Below are 15704 nucleotides of genomic sequence, written 5' to 3' on the forward strand. Positions count from 1 at the left end.
CGGCGGCGAGACCCGCGTGGTGCGCCGGACCACGACCCTGCCCGTGCGTAACATCAAGGCGGACCGACCGTGGACGGACCACTCAGTTTCCTAGGCCAGGTGTAAAGCATCACCTGACACAGATCCGTTAAGGATCAACTGAGACTCGGCAGAGCACATCAGACTCCAGGCGTCCCAAGCCGTCGGGATCGTTATGCGGAACCGGGATCACCCGCAGATGTTCGAGCATCCAGACTGTGAGCCGGTCCTCGTTGATCTCTTCGGCGTCGTCGGCCGCGGCGAGGATGGACCCGAGGGTGCGGCGAAAGGTGGAGAACTCGTGGCGTCCGCCGAGGTGCATCCCGGCGATGCGTGACCAAAGCGTGTTCGCCGAGGGGCGTCCGCTAGGCCAACGAGTCGCGCCGGCCAGTCCGGCATAGATCAGGCCAGGACTCAACTGTTGGCCGAGTCCGGCCGAGAGCTCCTCGGCACCCGCCACGTCGACCCACCAACTGTACAAACCGGGCGATGACCAGTCCGATCGACGCTGCCCTAGGAACGCTGCAGGCGCAACCGCGGCACTCTCTTCACGCAGCGCATGCACAAAGGCAGACACGTCGCGACGTGGACGATCGGCAACAGGCGGTGGGGTGTCTCGATTGGCGCCCTGATGTTGGTCGTACCAGTTGAGCCGCAGTCCTTGGGATAGGCCTTCGAGCGGTGTGACCACGACGGCCGCCTTGCTTTCGAGCGGATTCCTGATCGCGTCGACATAGTCGCGCGATGCGTGGACCTCGATGCGCTTCCCCGCCAAAGGGCCCATCAGAAGTTCGAGGCGCTCGACGACGAAGGACCCCCAGGCTCGTTGGTATGACGGCGTCGTGTCCGGGAGGTACCGTTCGTACGGTGCCAGCCATTCGTCTGGCTGAACGAGACCATGTTCTGCAGACAGGATGAACCAAGGCAGACCAGTTGCCTCTGAATATGCGCGTTCCTTGCGGAACAGGGGAGAAGTGTAGAGCTCCTTGGCGGCTGCTGGACCCGGGCCCTTGGACTTGACACACGTCACAAGAAGGAGGTCCACGTCAACCGACTCCTTGCTTGCAACGATCGGCTTCGGGACGTTCACCTTCAAATCCGTGGTGGGACTAGACCAACCTTTTTGCCGGGCGAAGGTGACGCTTTGCCCCAAAGCAATTGCTGTCAGGTTGTACCCCGCAGACTTCCAGGCGCGAACGTGGGAGCGGTCGCCGGACCAGAAGGCCCTGTGCCTTGTCGCCGACTCGGGCAGCGGACCGACGATCGCCTCAAGCTGGGGCCAGGTCAAAGGCACGATGTCGTCTGCTGTCCTGAGCCAGTCGGTCAGCCGTTCCCACTGCGACATACGAACAGTTTGCCTGCCAATCTGCGCCAGGTCCTCAGTCAGCCGAAGCCATCTCTTCAGCGGGGGCTTCTCACAGCCCTAACTGGCCTGTCCGTCGGCCGTGCGTTGGTGTGAGGACGAAGGTGGGCAGAGTGCCTGGCAGCCACGCAGTCTCGAGCTGGCCGCAGGCCTTCAGACCGCACGCACTCAGGCCGTGGCGAATGTTTGGAAGCGGGCATCCAGTCGGTCACGGTCTGGGCGGTCTGCTTTCGCGTGAGGAAGGGTGAGTCCTCGGCCGTGCATCTCCTGTAGGCCGTGCCGGAGCATGGGGCCGTCGATCTCTTCGAGGAGACCCTGGTTAATTCGCACCTCGTAGTCGGGCGTGATTCCCAGCAGAGACCGGTCGTAGGCGGCGTGGTGCATCTTGCAGAGGCTCAGCCCATTCGTCACGACCGGATCGCCGCCCTCGTTACCGTCTTCGATGATGTGGGCGGCGTCAAGCAGCTCTGGGTGTCTCAACGCGCACACCGCACACGTCCCTTCGTACGCGAGCATCACACGCGCTCGGAAGGCTGGCTGGTGTACCCGTTGGTTGACCAGCCGCTGGGCATACGCCTTCTCGATGGGGGAGAGCGGCTCTGACGTCGGCAGCGCACGCAGCACCTCATCCAGAGTCAGAGTGAACTCTCGCGCGATGGGGTTGTCGCCCACCACGAAGACCGGATAGATCAACTGGTACGTCGCCCTGGCGATCTTGTCGAAGCGCAACACCGGGAGGCGGTGCTCCATGGCCGCGCGAAGCTTGAGGTTCTTGCCACCGTCAGGGCCGGATTGGTAGCTGTACGTGAGGAACCCGTCGGTCTCGCGGTCCGCATATGGGCCGTCGGGCGACGTGAGGATGCTTAGGGTCGCGACGAGCTCCTTCGGGTTCCAGATCCCGCCCCGACCTGGGTCGACCAGGCGGACAGTCGTGCCATCGGGGAGCGCGAAGTCCGTGAGTTCAGTCCACGGCAGGTAGCCGCCAAGGGTGTCGGCCCTGCGTTGGACCGCCGCGGCGATTACCTCACGCCCAAGTCGCTCCTCGTTAATCGCATTCCCCGCCACAGGGTCAGCTTAGGAGTCGCTGGCTTTCGCGGGGGTCGATTCAGGCTGTTGCCCAGCCTCAACGAGGGTCTTGACCTTCGTAACGTACTCGTCCAGATAGGCCTGTAACTGACGACCGACCTTGGGCGCGGACCCGAGGGGGATGCGGGTGCCCAGGCTTACAGCGAAACTGCACCCTCCCGGCACCTCGCCGATCGTCTGTACCTCAACCATCGGCACCTGCGAGTTGACGATCTTGCTGCTTACCCGGTGCGGGGGGTCGTACTCGATCACCTCAGAGACCGTGACCTCGAGCACACCGTTGTCACTCATGATGAACATGCATGATTGGTGGCCCGGGCCTGACTCTGGAGTACCGGGCACATGGAAGGTCTTCTGATGCTTCCGGTGAAGGAGCACGCCGACTCCCGGTGCGTCGAGGAAGGCCCACACCGCTTGAGGTTCCTGGAGAATGAGCGTGGCGGATTGAGCTGTGAAGGCCTCCCGACCGTCGCGGTACGAATCCGCTCGACGGTCCCACCGCTCGCCAAGTCGAGACATAAGACTGGTCTGGGTCACGCGCATAGTTTGCCCGGACGAATCTGTCGGTGTCGGGGAGATGGAAGAAGTCGCCATACTCAGGGACATCCTTTTGGGGCCGTTGCCGCGGGTAGCGCGGAGCGGTTGGCACGCCGGTGACCACGCGGCATACCTCTGACTGCTTAACTATCGGACTCCGGTGATTCTTGTCGTGGCGCCCCAGGGGGCGGTGAACCGCTTGGGTGCCGCGAAAGCGCCCTTGCCAGTGCCGGCATACACGTAGTCGACGTTGGCCGGGGTGCGCCCCATGAGGTCGGCCTTGCCGTCCCCGGTGAGGTCACCGGTCGAGAGCACAGTGTTGAAGACCCGCCATCCGGACGAGACCACGATGCCGGGCAGGTAGCCAGTTGCCGTGGCGGTGGCCACCCCGATGCCCTTGTAGAGGTACAGCTTGCCGGCCGGCGTGCGGCCCAGGAGGTCGACGCGACCGTCGCCGGTGACGTCCCCTGGGGTGATCATCTGGGCGTACATCTGCCAGCCGGTGCCGATCCGTCGCCAGGCGCTCGGGAACCCGCCCTTGCCGTCGCCGGCGACCATCCAGAGCTCACCGTTGGCCTTGCGCGCCAACAGGTCTGGCTTGCCGTCGCCGGTCCAGTCGCCCGGAGTGAGGATGTCGGTGTAGGCCGACCAAGAGCGCGTAAGCAGGGTGCTTCCAGCGAGCAGGCCGCCCTTGCCGTTGCCCTTGAACAGGTAGGCCGCTCCGGTGGAAGTGATGGCGAGGACATCGGCGAACCGGTCGCCGGTGAGATCGCCGGGGGAGATGACCTGGCGGTAGGCGTTCCAGCCGCTGCCGATCCGCACCGGCGTGCCGATGCCCCCGAGCTTGGCGGGGTAGAAGTACAGGTCGCCGGCCGTGGTGCGGCCGAGGACGTCGCCGCGTCCGTCGGCGTTGAAACCGGCAATCGCCTTGAGGGGCAACGGGGGTGGGGGAGCGCCAGTCTTGACGTAGCTGAGCCCCGACAGCGCCTTCCAGTCGTTGGCCGCGACCTTGCCGGTGACCGTGAGCAACGCAGCCTTCTGGAAGCGCTGCACCGCGGTGAGCGAGGAGGCGCCGTACGCGCCGTCTGGCGTGCCCGCGGCATACCCGCGCTTGTTGAGCTCGACCTGGAGGTCTCGGACCGCCCACCCGGTCGAGCCCGAGGCGAGGGTGAGCGTGCCGTAGGTCGCGAACAGGTTCGCCGTCGTCACCGGCGCCGGTCCTGAGGTCGAGGAGTACTTCGCGTAGAGGGCGGCCTTGCTGCGGATGGTCGCCATCATCGGGTAGAGGTTCTTGCCGGGGCACGCGGTGTACGACGTGTTCCGGTGCGCGTTGATGGTCGAGAGGGTGGCGACGACCCCGGCGGCGAACTTGGCGCCGGTCCCGCCGGCCGAGGTCAGCTTCGTCGTGGCGGTCGGGTCGACGCCGTACTGCGACAGCTTCCAGCCCGCGACCTTCGCGATCGAGTCGACCATGACGGCGGGGGCGGCAGTCGTCTCGTAGTTGCCGAGTGCGGCGACGCCCATCGTGTTGGTGTTGAAGCCCATCGCGTGGGCCCCGCGTACTGCCTGGGTGATCGACCCGGCACGGCCTTCGTAGATCCGGCCGAACTTGTCGACCAGGAAGTTGTAGGCGATGTCAGACCAGCCGAGGCCCTTGGTGTCATAGGCGTAGATGCCGCGGAGCTGGGCGGCGGCCGTGGCAGCGGTGTAGTCGTTCGAGCTGGCCGTGTGGTGGATCGTGATCGCCTTGACGGTCGAGTTGTAGGTCGTCGACCCGCGCAGCGACTCGTCTGCGCCCCACTGCTTGCGCGTGATGATCGTGGGAGTCGTCGCTGCGGCGGACGCGGAGGCGGCGGGTGTGTGGGGGACGAGGTCGTCGTCGGCGGACGAGGTGCCGGGGTTGATGGTGGTGACCCGGACATCGGGGAGGGGCTGGCCGTTCGCCGTGTCCACACGGACCTGGATCGCGGTAGCGCCGTCGGTGACGAGTGGGTTCGTGCCGAGGCGAGCCGTGGCCGACTCGGTGGTCCCGCCTTGCGGACCCTCGTCGGTCACGCCGGGCGTCTCCCAGTCGCTCCACCCTGAGTCCTCGCGGACACGCACCTGCACGATGACGTCGTCTCCGCTGAGCCCGGTGCTGCGCGCCCAGGAGACTCCCGCGACGGTGAACCGGGACCGCTCCTGCACCGGAGTGAGGGTGCTGGTGGCGTGTCCGGGGCGAAGAACGCGGCGGTCCCTAAGCTGGCCCTTGGCCGCGGCGTCGATCCCGCGCACCGCGGTGGACTGCACGCGGGGGGCTACGGGATGGGGCGTATCCGTGGAGGCAAAGGACACCGTGGGGAGGGCCACGAAGACAGGGGTGATGGCCAGGACAGCGAGGGAGGCAGGCAGAAGGCGCACGGTTTTAGTCCGGGGGGATCGTGGGGGACAGGAGGCTGGTGTGACGACAGTGAAGAGTGGCACCCGCGCCGTCGTCGTGTCGCATTCCTCCCGGAAACATGTCCGTTAGGACGATCCACCTCCGGCGTGTCGCCGCGACGCACCGCGCGGCGCCGCTCTACCTGCCGGTCGCGCGGAGCATGCCTGCCAGAGCGGGCATGCTCCCGTCACACGTCGGCCGGGCCGATGTCACCCCGCACCAAGGCGCGCAATGACTCCAGGTGCATTGGATATGCGCCATTGAAAGTCTTGGGCGCGGTGGCACCCGTGGGGTGCCACAGGTACACCACGAGTCTTTGGTGGCCGCCGACCTCGACGAGGGTCATGTTGTCTCTTTCCCGCCACCCGTCACCGTTTTGGGTGCCGAAGTCCGGGCCTAACGGCCATAGCCCGGAAAGCAAGAGTCGGGACCGTCGACCCAAAACGACGACGAGTTTCGCCGGACTGATGCCCATCACGCTGTCGAGGTGTCTGTCGACGCAGGTGGCCGCTGCCTTGGCGACGCCAGCCTCGCCCTTGGACTTGCAGTGCACGACCTCGGTCATGGCGTAGTCAACGGCGGGACTGGCCTCCTTCTCGAGGAGCTCGCCAGCGCGCCGGCGTACGTTGTTCCAGAAGGCGACTGGTTTCGGAGACAGACTGCCATCCATGCGTCGGAACTTCCCCTCCTTGGTGGCCCACCCTTGGTGCGAGTCGAACCGGTGCTCGATGAAGTCAGCGATGTCTTCGTCGGCCCAGTCCGCGGTCGGGTACATCTCGGCAACCTCGCCGCTTTGGTGGTCGCCGGCTTCGCTGATCGACGGGTTCGAGGAGAGGAACACGATCCGTCCGTCCTGGATGTTGCCCGCCCACGCCTCCGGCACCTGAAACTCATCGGGGGCGGATCGCTGAAGGGCGACGATCGGGCGGCACGGGTGACTGTCCTGAGCGCGTGCCGCATCGACCTCAGGGCAGCGGGCGACGCCCAGGGCGACGACCGTGGACGGCCGGTCCGAGACCACCGATGTTCCCTGTGTGCGGTTCGCGGATCGACGATCATCCAGGTGTAGTTCGGCGTTGCGTGGACGCCGATGAGCGCGGGGGAGGGCGGGCAGCGTGTGGAGCCTGGGCAGCCGTCCGGTACCCACCAGATAGGTCCCGAGCTCGCCGAAGCCGCGGATATTCACGGTGACTTGGCTGCCTTCCGGTGGCGCAAGATATGAGAGGTTAGCCAGGGCTCGGTACCACCCGCCGTAACCTTGGGATTGCAGCACCAAGCGGTCATCAACGGCGGCGACGTGGACCGGCTCGCTCGGCGACAGGGGGTGAGCGCTGTGGTCCGCGAGGTGGAGTGGGTCGTAGCCGCCGCCCCAGGTCGCCTGCCAAGCGGGCGTGTCACGCAGGCGCCGGAACTTGTCCGAGCCGCGCGGCGGGAGCGGCACACTGTCGGGAAGGTCAAGAGGCCAGGGGCCACCGGTTAGGAGCCACTGGTCGCCACCGCCGGTGCCCCAGGCGATGAAGTCGTCCAGACTGGACCCCCACCAGAGCTCGATCAAACGCTTCGCACGCTCTGTCGCATCACTTCCATCACCGCTGTCGCACATCAACTCCGCCAGGCCAGCACCGGGATGCGCGAGGCCCAAGCCGAACCGTGCGAGGTGCACTAGGGGCGTCCACCACGCCACCTTCATTAGGTGGTCGCCGTCCTCGGGCGGTTGCCGCGGCAGTCGGGCGCGGAACTCATCCGGGTCTGGTAATGCGGACCAGAGCAGCGAGAGGTGTGTCGTCCACGGCCCGCTGCAGGACGGGTCCATGCTCTGCCGTGATCCGAGGTTGCGCAGCACCACACTTTCACCCACCGATTACCCCTTGCTCGATTGCCCCGTGGCGCTAGTCGCGGTCATTCAACAGCATGGCTCTAACCCCTGGTGGTGATTCAACCGGGTCCGGTCAGACACGAACTTGTCTGAAGCCTTGGCCGGTAGCCCCAACTCTTGTTCGCTCGGCGACGCCCCACGCATGACCACGGCGCAGTCTGGATGCTGACCCGCGTCAAGACCGCGAAGAATCATCCGTTCGGCCGACCCCCGCAGAGGCACATTGCGAACTCCGTTGTCAGTGGTCGGTTCTACGTTCACTTCAGCAGGACCGAGGGGGCTGTGCCGCTCTGGCGCAGTGGGGTCGACCAGCTCATGAAGCCCAGACGGGCTCTATTCGTGATGCCTTCTCTCGCCTCGCCTTTCACCCATCAAGGAGGAGCAGTGAGCACATCACCAGCGGGTTGGTTCCCGCAGGAGGATGGCCGTCAGCGGTACTGGGACGGCCAGCAATGGACCGAACACTTTGCACCGGGAGTCGATGGCCAGCAAGTTCAGCAGGCCAGCCTTGCGACGGGGCACACCTCGACGACGCGACGTTGGTACGCGAAGAAGCGGTTCATCATCCCGGCGGTTGTGGTGGCCCTCGGAATCTTCGGCGCTGCACTGCCGGACAGCGACCCGACGCAGCCGGTGTCGGCCCCGAGCCCCACAGCCTCTGCCGCCAAAGCCGAGGTCGTGGCGCCCCTAGGGACCAAGGCGCCGGCTTCGGCGACGCCCACCAAGGCTGCCGTTGCAGCTCCCAAGCCTGCCCCCAAGCCGGCGCCCCCGACATCGCAGATCGGCAAGGCAGTCCGCGATGGCAAGTTCAAGTTCACGGTCCGCAGCGTGAAGTGCGGGATCGCGAAGGTCGGCGATAACCCCTACCTCATTAAGAAGGCGCAGGGTCAGTTCTGCGCGGTCTCCCTCACCATCGAGAACATCGGCGACGAGGCGCAGTCGATGTTCGCCGACAACCAGGAGGCGTTCGACAGCAAGGGGCGCAAGTTCTCGGCCGACAGCGAGGCATCGCTCTACGACGGCAGCTCCGACGTCCTGTGGGAGGAGATCAACCCCGGCAACAGCGTCAAGGGCAAGGTCTACTTCGACATCCCAAAGGGCGCCAAGCTCGCCAGCCTCGAGCTGCACGACTCGATGTTCTCCGGCGGCGTGACAGTCCGTCTCTGACCACCCAAGGGTCAGGTATGCCGGGCGGTCGCCACCCGGCGTACCTCACCGCCCGACCAAGATTCAAGGGCCATCTGTGGCAGCATCGCGCAGACGCGGAGTCGAAGAGGGGGAGCGATGGCAGCGACAACACTGCCCACTGAGCCGAAGTTCACGACGGAGTCGGAGCGGGAAGTCTGGGAACGGCTGGTCCGACAGCTCGGGGCGGACGATGTGGTCCTGGCCAACGTGCGCCTGACGGACGAGCGCAAGGACCACGAGCTAGACCTCGTCCTGCTGATGCCTGACTTCGGTGTCGTGGTCGTCGAGGTCAAGGGCGGCAGCGTCTGGGTCGACAAGGACGGGTGGCACCAGTCGCGTGGTGCCGGGACACGCCAGATCGATCCGGTGGACCAAGCGCGCAGCAATCTGTACGCCCTGCGGAAGTACGTCGAGTGCGATCCCAGGTGGAAGCAGAGCTCACGCACTCGCATCCGTTGGGGTCACACGGTCGTCGTGCCCTTCTCGGAGATCCACGATGACTTCGCGATGCCGGACTGTCCTCGATGGGCGATCCATGGCCGCGACGACCAGGACCACTTGGGGGAGCGGGCAAGGGACGTCGCGGGCCGTCAGGAGGGCGGGCAGCGACGACCGACCGAAGACGACGTCGAGCTGATCGTCGAGATCCTCCGCGGTCGGCACCTGCCGGCCTACGACCCGGACTCGGTTGCCGAGGACCGGGCACGCGAGGCGGACCGGCTCACTGCTGAGCAGGCCACGCTGCTCAAGGTGACTCGGCTCCTGCACCGCGTCGAGGTGCGGGGCGGCGCGGGGAGTGGGAAGACCGTGTTGGCTCTGACCCAGGCCAAGGAGCTGGCCCGAGGCTCCGGCGATCGGCGATCCCAGCGCGTCGCCCTGGTCTGCTACTCGATCGGGCTGGCGGAGTACTTCAAGCGACAGGTCGCGGCTGCTCCGCGCAAACACCGGCCTGCGTTCGTGGGTACCTTCCACGAACTGGGTCAACTGTGGGGAGGACCCGAGGGCAGCCGCGACAATCCCGCGTTCTGGGAGGAGGAGCTCCCGACGCAGATGGCAGAGCTGGCCGCTGCCCTTCCCGACGGCCAATGCTTCGACTCGCTGATCGTCGACGAAGGACAGGATTTCGCGGACCTCTGGTGGACGCCGCTCATGCGCTCGTTGCGCGATGAGGAGACGGGCGGTCTCTATGTCTACTCAGACGAGAACCAGCGAATCTTCTCGAGATTCGGCCAGCCTCCTGTGCCCCTGGTGCCATTGGTGCTGGACCACAATCTGCGCAACACCAAGCAGATCGCCGCGGCGTTCGGGCCGCTGGCGCCGATGCGCATGACGCCGCGTGGCGGAGAGGGCGTAGAGGTGCGGTTCGTCCCTGCTGAAACTCCCGAGGAGGCTGTGGACGCTGCGGACGAACAGGCCGTCAGGCTCCTCGACGACGGCTGGCTGCCCAAACACATCGCGGTCATCACCACCGGGAGTCGGCACCCGCAGCAGATCAAACTCGCCGGCGACACGGACCAACGCGACTACTGGCGCAGCTTCTGGGAGGACGACGACGTCTTCTACGGGCACGTCCTTGGGTGCAAGGGACTCGAGCGACGAGCCGTCGTGCTCTGCGTCAACCAGGCCAAGGTCACCGATCGATCCCGCGAACGGCTCTATGTCGGCATGTCGCGAGCAACAGACCTCCTTGTGGTCGTAGGCAATCCCGATGTCATCCGCGAGATGGGCGGCGAGGCCGTCGCCAAGCAGCTAGGCATCAACTTAGGAGGCAACAGATGACGTATCCGGAACGGTTCGCCAGGGTCCCCGAAGGCTGGGAAGCCCTGACCGATGAGATGTACGCGCGGGCCCACGAAGCGACTTGGCAGGCACTCGGACACGAGCTGGCAGTCGATCGTCTGGCGGCCTACTACTCACGCGAGGGCGACTTCGCTGGAGCAACCTTTCTGACGGTCGGACCTTGCGATCCCCACGGATTCACATCGGGCGATCTGCTTGCTCTGACTCTCCTCCAAGTGTCGGTGTCGCCCGCCGTCGTCCGCCGGCTCACCGAGCCGAGTCGGACTGGCGCGCGTCTCATCGACATGCTGGGCGAGCAGCATCTGGCCCTCGACGCGAACCTTGCGCTGGCGGACGCTGCGACTCTGGAGGCGATGGCAGCCTTCCATCGCGCCCTGAAGCCAGCGCTCTCCGCAACCGAGTCTGCGACAGCCAACCCCTGGGTCACTGTGTCCAAGCTGTCGGCACGCAAGAGACCGGACCTGTTTCCCGTTCGCGACTCGGTGGTGTGCGCGCTGCTTGGGATCGGGAAGAACTACGAGGTTGACTGGCAGGTCTACCGACGGCTGCTCCAAGACGACGGCATCCGCAGCAGCCTCGACCAGATCGTCGAAAAGGCGGCGGCCATCCCAGGTGTGGACGTCGGGTCGCCGACGGCGAGGTTGCGGCACCTGGACGTGGTCCTGTGGATGCACGCTCGGCGTGGATATGCGGCATATCCGGAGATTCGGACGATAGAACCGATACGGTCCGCTTTGACGAAAAGGGGGAGCTGATGACACAGCCCATCAAGACCACGCCGGCCAAGAAGGCCACGGCCACCACGGCGACCAAGAAGACGCCCACCCAGAAGACGCCCACCAAGAAGGCCATCCCGGCGAAGAAGGCGACGACCAGCACGAAGGCCGCGCCCGCCAAGAAGGCCGCGGGTGCCGTCGAGTCGAAGTTCTTCCGGCGTGCGACCGAGCGGGCTCGGCGTATCGCCAGTGACCCCCAGAAGCTGCGCGAGATCGCGGACAAGGCAGGGCGTTCGGCGGCGATGAGGTCGGGGCCCTTTGCGGCCGTGCTGGAAGACTTCCGGGCGCTGATCCGGCTCGTCGTGGCCTACGCCCGCGGCCATTACCGCGCCATTCCGGTGGACGCTCTTGTGATCGTCGTCGCTGGCCTCATCTACGTCGTCTCGCCCGTGGACCTAATCCCTGACGCGATCGTTGGTGTCGGACTGCTCGACGACGCCGCCGTTGTCGGGTGGGTCATCAAGACGGTCCGCGGCGAGCTCGATGCGTTCCGTGAGTGGGAAGCGGGAGCGACGGACTAGGCATGGAGCAGTTGGGCGCATGAGTGAAATGAATGGCAAGTCGCGCCTCCGTGGTCGGGGCGGTTCCCGCCTGTTGCCGACCCTCGGGCTGATCACGTCAGTGTTGGGTGCCGTGGTCATCGTGGCGTTGGTGGCCGGGGCGGTGGGGATGCTCGCCGGTTGGCGGCCCTCGCTCAACCCGTTCGGCGACAAGACAACAGCCCGCAGTGGCTCGCCGGTGCTCAGGTCGCTCACCGACATCAGCGAGTACCACGCGGTGACCGGGCACTACGAGACCGTGGTGGACCTCGACAGGGACACGAGCCGTCTGCCCGACTGGGTCAGCGGCGAGCGGGTGCTCTACGTCGGCAAGGGCGACGTGGATGCGGTCGTGGACTTCGGCGAGCTCGACAAGAGCCGGGTCGTCGTTTCTGAGGACGCCAAGTCGGTGACGATCAAGCTGCCTGCACCCACCGCCGGCAAGCCCGCGCTCGACCTGCAGACCAGTTATGTGGTCAGCCACGAGAAGGGCATCGTCAACAGGTTCAAGGGGTCGGACCTCGAGCGGGAGGCCCAACTCAAGGCGATCAGCCAGATGACCACCGCCGCCACCGGCGAGGACCTGCTGACCAACCAGGCCAAGGAGAACACGAGCAAGATGCTTCGCGGCCTGCTCGGCTCGCTCGGCTACACCAGCGTCACGATCACCTACGACGAGGACCCGCGCTGACGCGCTGACGCGCTGCCTGCGCTGCCCCGCTGACGCGCGGGCCCGCGGGCGCCGGCAACCTCAAGTGACTGACGGTGGTGGGATGGTGACGCCGAACCCGGCCACCGCCAGCCGCAACAACACCTGACCCGGCGCCAACAGGTCCGCGATGCGGGCGGCGCTGAGCACTTCGAGCTCTGCCAGCCGCGCGGCATACCTGTCCTCACCCAGGAGCCGCGCCTGCTGGAGTTCCACGGTGTTGTGCCAGACCTTCTGGCGCGCTTCGCGCAGGAATCGCTTGGAGGACAAGCGATTCAGCGGTTGCAGGACCCGGTCCACCAGAGTCCGCGTCGACACCACCCCCAGCTCGTCGTCTTCGGCGGCGACCCGGCCGGACAGCACGCCGTCGATCCGCTCGTGGTCACGCGCCCGCCGCGCCACCACCAAAGGGTCCGCGAACTCCGCGTCACTGATCACCGCCAACAACGCCTGCGGCAGGTCGTAGTTGATGTGCGCGTTGATGCCCAGCAACACGTGCCGCAACGCTGGCAGAGAAGCAGGCGCCGAGAAGGCCAGCCGCCAGGGCCGCGGCACGGAAGGACTCCCCGCTAGGTCGAGGTCGAGCGCGTCCAGGTAGAGGTCGGCGAACACCACGTCCCACCGCTCGACCCACTCCGGGTCCTCGAACTGCGCGTCCGCGATCGCCTTGCCCACGGCCAGCGTCGTCCGGCGATAGGTCTCGAGGAACAGGCGCTGCGCGGTCCTATCGGGAGGCATCCGGACGAGCCGGGCATCCATGGCAGCGACGACCGTTTCGATGTCGCGCTCGGGCATCTGCACCCCCTGACCGGACGGGCCTGCGCGACTATTATCGAGCCCGGGGCCGGCGGTCGCCAGCGCTCGTGCTGGCGGTTGGTCAGCGGCTCCTGCGGGGGGACGTCAGCGGCTGGGGACGGACGCCTCCGGCCGGGAAGCAGGTGCGGCGTGGCAAGTCGACACAGTCCCAGGCGCCACAGTTTGAGTCGTCACAGTTTGAGTCGTCACAGTCCTCGCGACTTCGACCCCGTCTCGCTCGGGCGCCTCGAGACTCAGGCGTGGGCGAGCTACTACCGACGCGAGTGGGGTCCAGCGCTGCGGGCCTTCGTCGGCATGGTCGACCAGGGTTTCGGCCTGGGACCGCGGCTCACCTTCGTCGCGGCGTGGCACGTGCTGCGCGCCAACAAGGCGTGGGCTCCGGTGCCCCACAACGATCCTGACGCCGCGCGGGCTTCGATGCGGCGGTTCTACGAGCTCGTCCTCGCGCACTCGGACCTGAGCTTCGACCCCCAGCGGGCGTCGGAGCTGGAGGTCGAGTGGTGGCGGGTCCATCGGGCCCACCAGCGCGACGACGCGGCGACCCGCGGCGAGCTCGAACACGCCCTGGTCGAGCTCTACGCCCACGTCTACTCGGCGCCCCGGTCGACGATGCACGAAGCCGCTCGATGGCGGGCCGAGGCGATGGACCTGTCGGACGCGTGGGTCGCCGCCGGGTGCGACCTCGCCGACCCGCGACTGGCCGCCGAACGACGCGCGCTGGTCGCCTCCTACGCAGCCCTCCTCGACTCCGTCTCGCGGGTGCCGGCATGAGCACCGCCGGCGGCGGCGACCCCGGCACCAGCGACCTCGGCAGGGGCGAGGCCGGCATGGGAGACGCGGTCGCCCACTACCCAGGTCTGGACGACGAAGGCCCGCTCCGCGACGACCGTCTGCTCACCGCCACCCGTGCCCTCGCGGCCTTCATCGCGCCGTTCCTGCTCGTCGCCTTCGTCCTGCTCTACGGCTTCCCCGGCGAGACCGCCCGCCTCTGGTCGTGGCCCATCCAGGCCCAGATGACCTCGATGCTGCTGGCGTCCGCCTACCTCGGCGGCTGCTACTTCTTCCTCCGCGTGCTCCTCGTCGAGCGACGCTGGGCAGCGGTGCGCGCGGGCTTCGTCTCAGTGGCCCTCTTCGCGACGCTGCTCGGGGTCGCGACCATCCTCCACTGGGACAAGTTCGCCCACGGCAAGGTCGCCTTCTGGCTGTGGGCCGCCCTCTACTTCACGGCTCCCTTCCTCGTGGTGGCGGCTTGGCTCGCCAACCAGAGGTATGCCGCGCAGCCGGCTCCCGACGCCCCTCGCCTCGGGCGCGTGACCCGACGGTTCGTCGCCGACATGGGAGGCCTCGCCCTCGTCACGGGACTCGTCCTGTTCGTTGCGCCGGCGTGGGCGATCACCATCTGGCCGTGGCCGCTCACGCCACTGACGAGTCGGGTGGTGGGCGCGACCTTCTGCCTCGGTGCAGCAGGGCTGGGAGTGCTGGTGGACCACCGCTGGGAGTCGCTGCGGCTGATGCGTCGCGTGCAGCTCGTGATGTTCGCCCTGGTCTTCGTAGCCGTCGTGCGGGCGAGGGACGAGTTCTTCACGGACCGTCCGCTGACCTGGGTGATGGGAGTGGGCTTCGTCGGGCTGTTCGCGGTCTCGATCGTCTCGGCGGTGCGGGACCCGGATCGTCAGGGGAGTCGGGGTCGACACGAGCGCGCTCGCGCGCGGTCGGCCAGATCCTTGGCCGACAAGTAGGGGTCACCCCGTTCCTCAGGCGAAGTCGGCCAGGTCCATGCCCAGCAGCGAGAAGCTGTAGAGGGCTATCGCGAAGTAGAACGTCCGCGCGGCGAGAGTCCCGGCTGGCGAGGACGCGATCGGCCGGTGGAACAGTCGGCGCACCGGGAGCAGGACGGCGATGATCGCCGCGACGATCGGGACGACCCCTGCGAGGGGGTTGGCCGCAATCAGCACCAGGAGCGCCAGCGGCAGGACCCACGCCGTCTTGCCTCGACGCGTCCACGAGTCCCGCTCCGCGACGCGGTCGACGAGAAGGGCGACGCCGTAGCCGAAGAGGAACGGCAGGGCGAGGAAGAGCCCGAGGGCGAAGGCCTGTGGCTTGAGGGCGTGGAAGTCGATGCCGTCGTAGTGGATGGTCCCGGACCCGCCGATCGCGGCGCTGGTCAGGGCAACCGTGAACCGGCGAAACCCGGGCGGCCCGATCAGCCACGGCGCCACCGCGATGTAGGCGGCCGCCCCGATCACTCCGAGGGCGGCGCCGAGGACGGCGAGGTTGTAGGTGCCCGACAACGTGAACTGGCCGATGATGAATCCGTCGTCACTCTCCACGCCCCGCACGTAGTCGGGGGAGGTGAGGCGGAGCAGGAACATCGCGAGCCGGCCGCCGAGCCCCAGGCACAGCAGACCCCACCCGATGCCGACGACCCCCACGACGCGGAGGATCTCGAGCAGCTCGCGGAGGTAGGTCGGGGTGTGCTGGTCGTCCCACCGCCCGTCGACGGAGAGGGTGCTGGCCATGGTGTCCTCTCTCCGTGACGCTGCTCCTTCCACGGTAGGCGCAGCAGGCCCACGCCCG

14 protein-coding genes are annotated in these 15704 nt (G+C 67.0%); 7 read left to right on the top strand and 7 right to left on the bottom strand.

Features of this window, described 5'->3' with window-relative positions:
- Positions 1-127 precede the first annotated feature (127 nt).
- From AC1DYG_RS16490 to AC1DYG_RS16510, 5 genes are all read right to left on the bottom strand, one after another.
- Positions 128-1363, bottom strand: coding sequence for a DUF6884 domain-containing protein (locus AC1DYG_RS16490; protein ID WP_477640955.1), 1236 nt, complete (start codon positions 1361-1363; stop codon positions 128-130).
- Between the two features lie 186 nt (positions 1364-1549).
- The gene (locus AC1DYG_RS16495; RefSeq protein WP_477640956.1) at positions 1550-2446 is read right to left on the bottom strand and encodes an HNH endonuclease; all 897 of its coding nucleotides are present in this window, start codon (positions 2444-2446) and stop codon (positions 1550-1552) included.
- Between the two features lie 9 nt (positions 2447-2455).
- A complete protein-coding gene (locus AC1DYG_RS16500) occupies positions 2456-3004 on the bottom strand; it encodes a hypothetical protein (RefSeq protein ID WP_477640957.1) in 549 nt (182 codons plus the stop codon).
- A 147-nt stretch (positions 3005-3151) separates the two neighbouring features.
- A complete protein-coding gene (locus AC1DYG_RS16505) occupies positions 3152-5404 on the bottom strand; it encodes an FG-GAP-like repeat-containing protein (RefSeq protein WP_477640958.1) in 2253 nt (750 codons plus the stop codon).
- A gap of 206 nt (positions 5405-5610) precedes the next feature.
- Positions 5611-7281 carry a hypothetical protein gene (locus tag AC1DYG_RS16510; protein ID WP_477640959.1) on the bottom strand — a complete coding sequence of 557 codons (1671 nt, stop codon included), beginning with the start codon at positions 7279-7281 and terminating at the stop codon, positions 5611-5613.
- A 402-nt stretch (positions 7282-7683) separates the two neighbouring features.
- On the opposite strand from AC1DYG_RS16510, the gene AC1DYG_RS16515 reads away from it, so the two are divergent.
- From AC1DYG_RS16515 to AC1DYG_RS16535, 5 genes are all read left to right on the top strand, one after another.
- Complete coding sequence (locus AC1DYG_RS16515) at positions 7684-8466, top strand: DUF4352 domain-containing protein (RefSeq protein WP_477640960.1); 783 nt, start codon at positions 7684-7686, stop codon at positions 8464-8466.
- A 117-nt stretch (positions 8467-8583) separates the two neighbouring features.
- On the top strand, positions 8584-10266 hold the full coding sequence (locus tag AC1DYG_RS16520; RefSeq protein ID WP_477640961.1) for an NERD domain-containing protein: 1683 nt from the start codon (positions 8584-8586) through the stop codon (positions 10264-10266).
- Positions 10263-11042, top strand: a complete 780-nt coding sequence (locus AC1DYG_RS16525; RefSeq protein ID WP_477640962.1) for a DUF6308 family protein — start codon at positions 10263-10265, stop codon at positions 11040-11042. The genes AC1DYG_RS16520 and AC1DYG_RS16525 overlap by 4 nt, the downstream gene beginning before the upstream one ends.
- Positions 11042-11584, top strand: coding sequence for a YkvA family protein (locus AC1DYG_RS16530; RefSeq protein WP_477640963.1), 543 nt, complete (start codon positions 11042-11044; stop codon positions 11582-11584). The genes AC1DYG_RS16525 and AC1DYG_RS16530 overlap by 1 nt, the downstream gene beginning before the upstream one ends.
- Before the next feature lie 19 nt (positions 11585-11603).
- Positions 11604-12293, top strand: coding sequence for a DUF4230 domain-containing protein (locus AC1DYG_RS16535; protein ID WP_477640964.1), 690 nt, complete (start codon positions 11604-11606; stop codon positions 12291-12293).
- Between the two features lie 60 nt (positions 12294-12353).
- Here AC1DYG_RS16535 and AC1DYG_RS16540 read toward each other — a convergent pair whose 3' ends face one another.
- Positions 12354-13106, bottom strand: a complete 753-nt coding sequence (locus AC1DYG_RS16540) for a DUF5995 family protein (RefSeq protein WP_477640965.1) — start codon at positions 13104-13106, stop codon at positions 12354-12356.
- A 198-nt stretch (positions 13107-13304) separates the two neighbouring features.
- Between AC1DYG_RS16540 and AC1DYG_RS16545 the strand changes: the two genes are divergently transcribed.
- Together AC1DYG_RS16545 and AC1DYG_RS16550 are read left to right on the top strand one after the other, a co-directional pair.
- A complete protein-coding gene (locus tag AC1DYG_RS16545; protein WP_477640966.1) occupies positions 13305-13898 on the top strand; it encodes a hypothetical protein in 594 nt (197 codons plus the stop codon).
- Positions 13895-14866 carry a hypothetical protein gene (locus tag AC1DYG_RS16550; RefSeq protein ID WP_477640967.1) on the top strand — a complete coding sequence of 324 codons (972 nt, stop codon included), beginning with the start codon at positions 13895-13897 and terminating at the stop codon, positions 14864-14866. The genes AC1DYG_RS16545 and AC1DYG_RS16550 overlap by 4 nt, the downstream gene beginning before the upstream one ends.
- A gap of 15 nt (positions 14867-14881) precedes the next feature.
- On the opposite strand, the gene AC1DYG_RS16555 is transcribed toward AC1DYG_RS16550, so the two are convergent.
- Positions 14882-15646 carry a hypothetical protein gene (locus tag AC1DYG_RS16555; protein WP_477640968.1) on the bottom strand — a complete coding sequence of 255 codons (765 nt, stop codon included), beginning with the start codon at positions 15644-15646 and terminating at the stop codon, positions 14882-14884.
- Between the last annotated feature and the right edge of the window lie 58 nt (positions 15647-15704).

Source organism: Pedococcus sp. P1_H8 (assembly GCF_056405175.1).

Coding starts and splice junctions, on each gene's coding strand:
- AC1DYG_RS16520 (WP_477640961.1), top strand. CDS start 8,584: ATGGCAGCGACAACACTGCCCACTGAGCCGAAGTTCACGACGGAGTCG.
- AC1DYG_RS16530 (WP_477640963.1), top strand. CDS start 11,042: ATGACACAGCCCATCAAGACCACGCCGGCCAAGAAGGCCACGGCCACC.
- AC1DYG_RS16540 (WP_477640965.1), bottom strand. CDS start 13,106: ATGCCCGAGCGCGACATCGAAACGGTCGTCGCTGCCATGGATGCCCGG.
- AC1DYG_RS16535 (WP_477640964.1), top strand. CDS start 11,604: ATGAGTGAAATGAATGGCAAGTCGCGCCTCCGTGGTCGGGGCGGTTCC.
- AC1DYG_RS16550 (WP_477640967.1), top strand. CDS start 13,895: ATGAGCACCGCCGGCGGCGGCGACCCCGGCACCAGCGACCTCGGCAGG.
- AC1DYG_RS16490 (WP_477640955.1), bottom strand. CDS start 1,363: ATGTCGCAGTGGGAACGGCTGACCGACTGGCTCAGGACAGCAGACGAC.
- AC1DYG_RS16555 (WP_477640968.1), bottom strand. CDS start 15,646: ATGGCCAGCACCCTCTCCGTCGACGGGCGGTGGGACGACCAGCACACC.
- AC1DYG_RS16525 (WP_477640962.1), top strand. CDS start 10,263: ATGACGTATCCGGAACGGTTCGCCAGGGTCCCCGAAGGCTGGGAAGCC.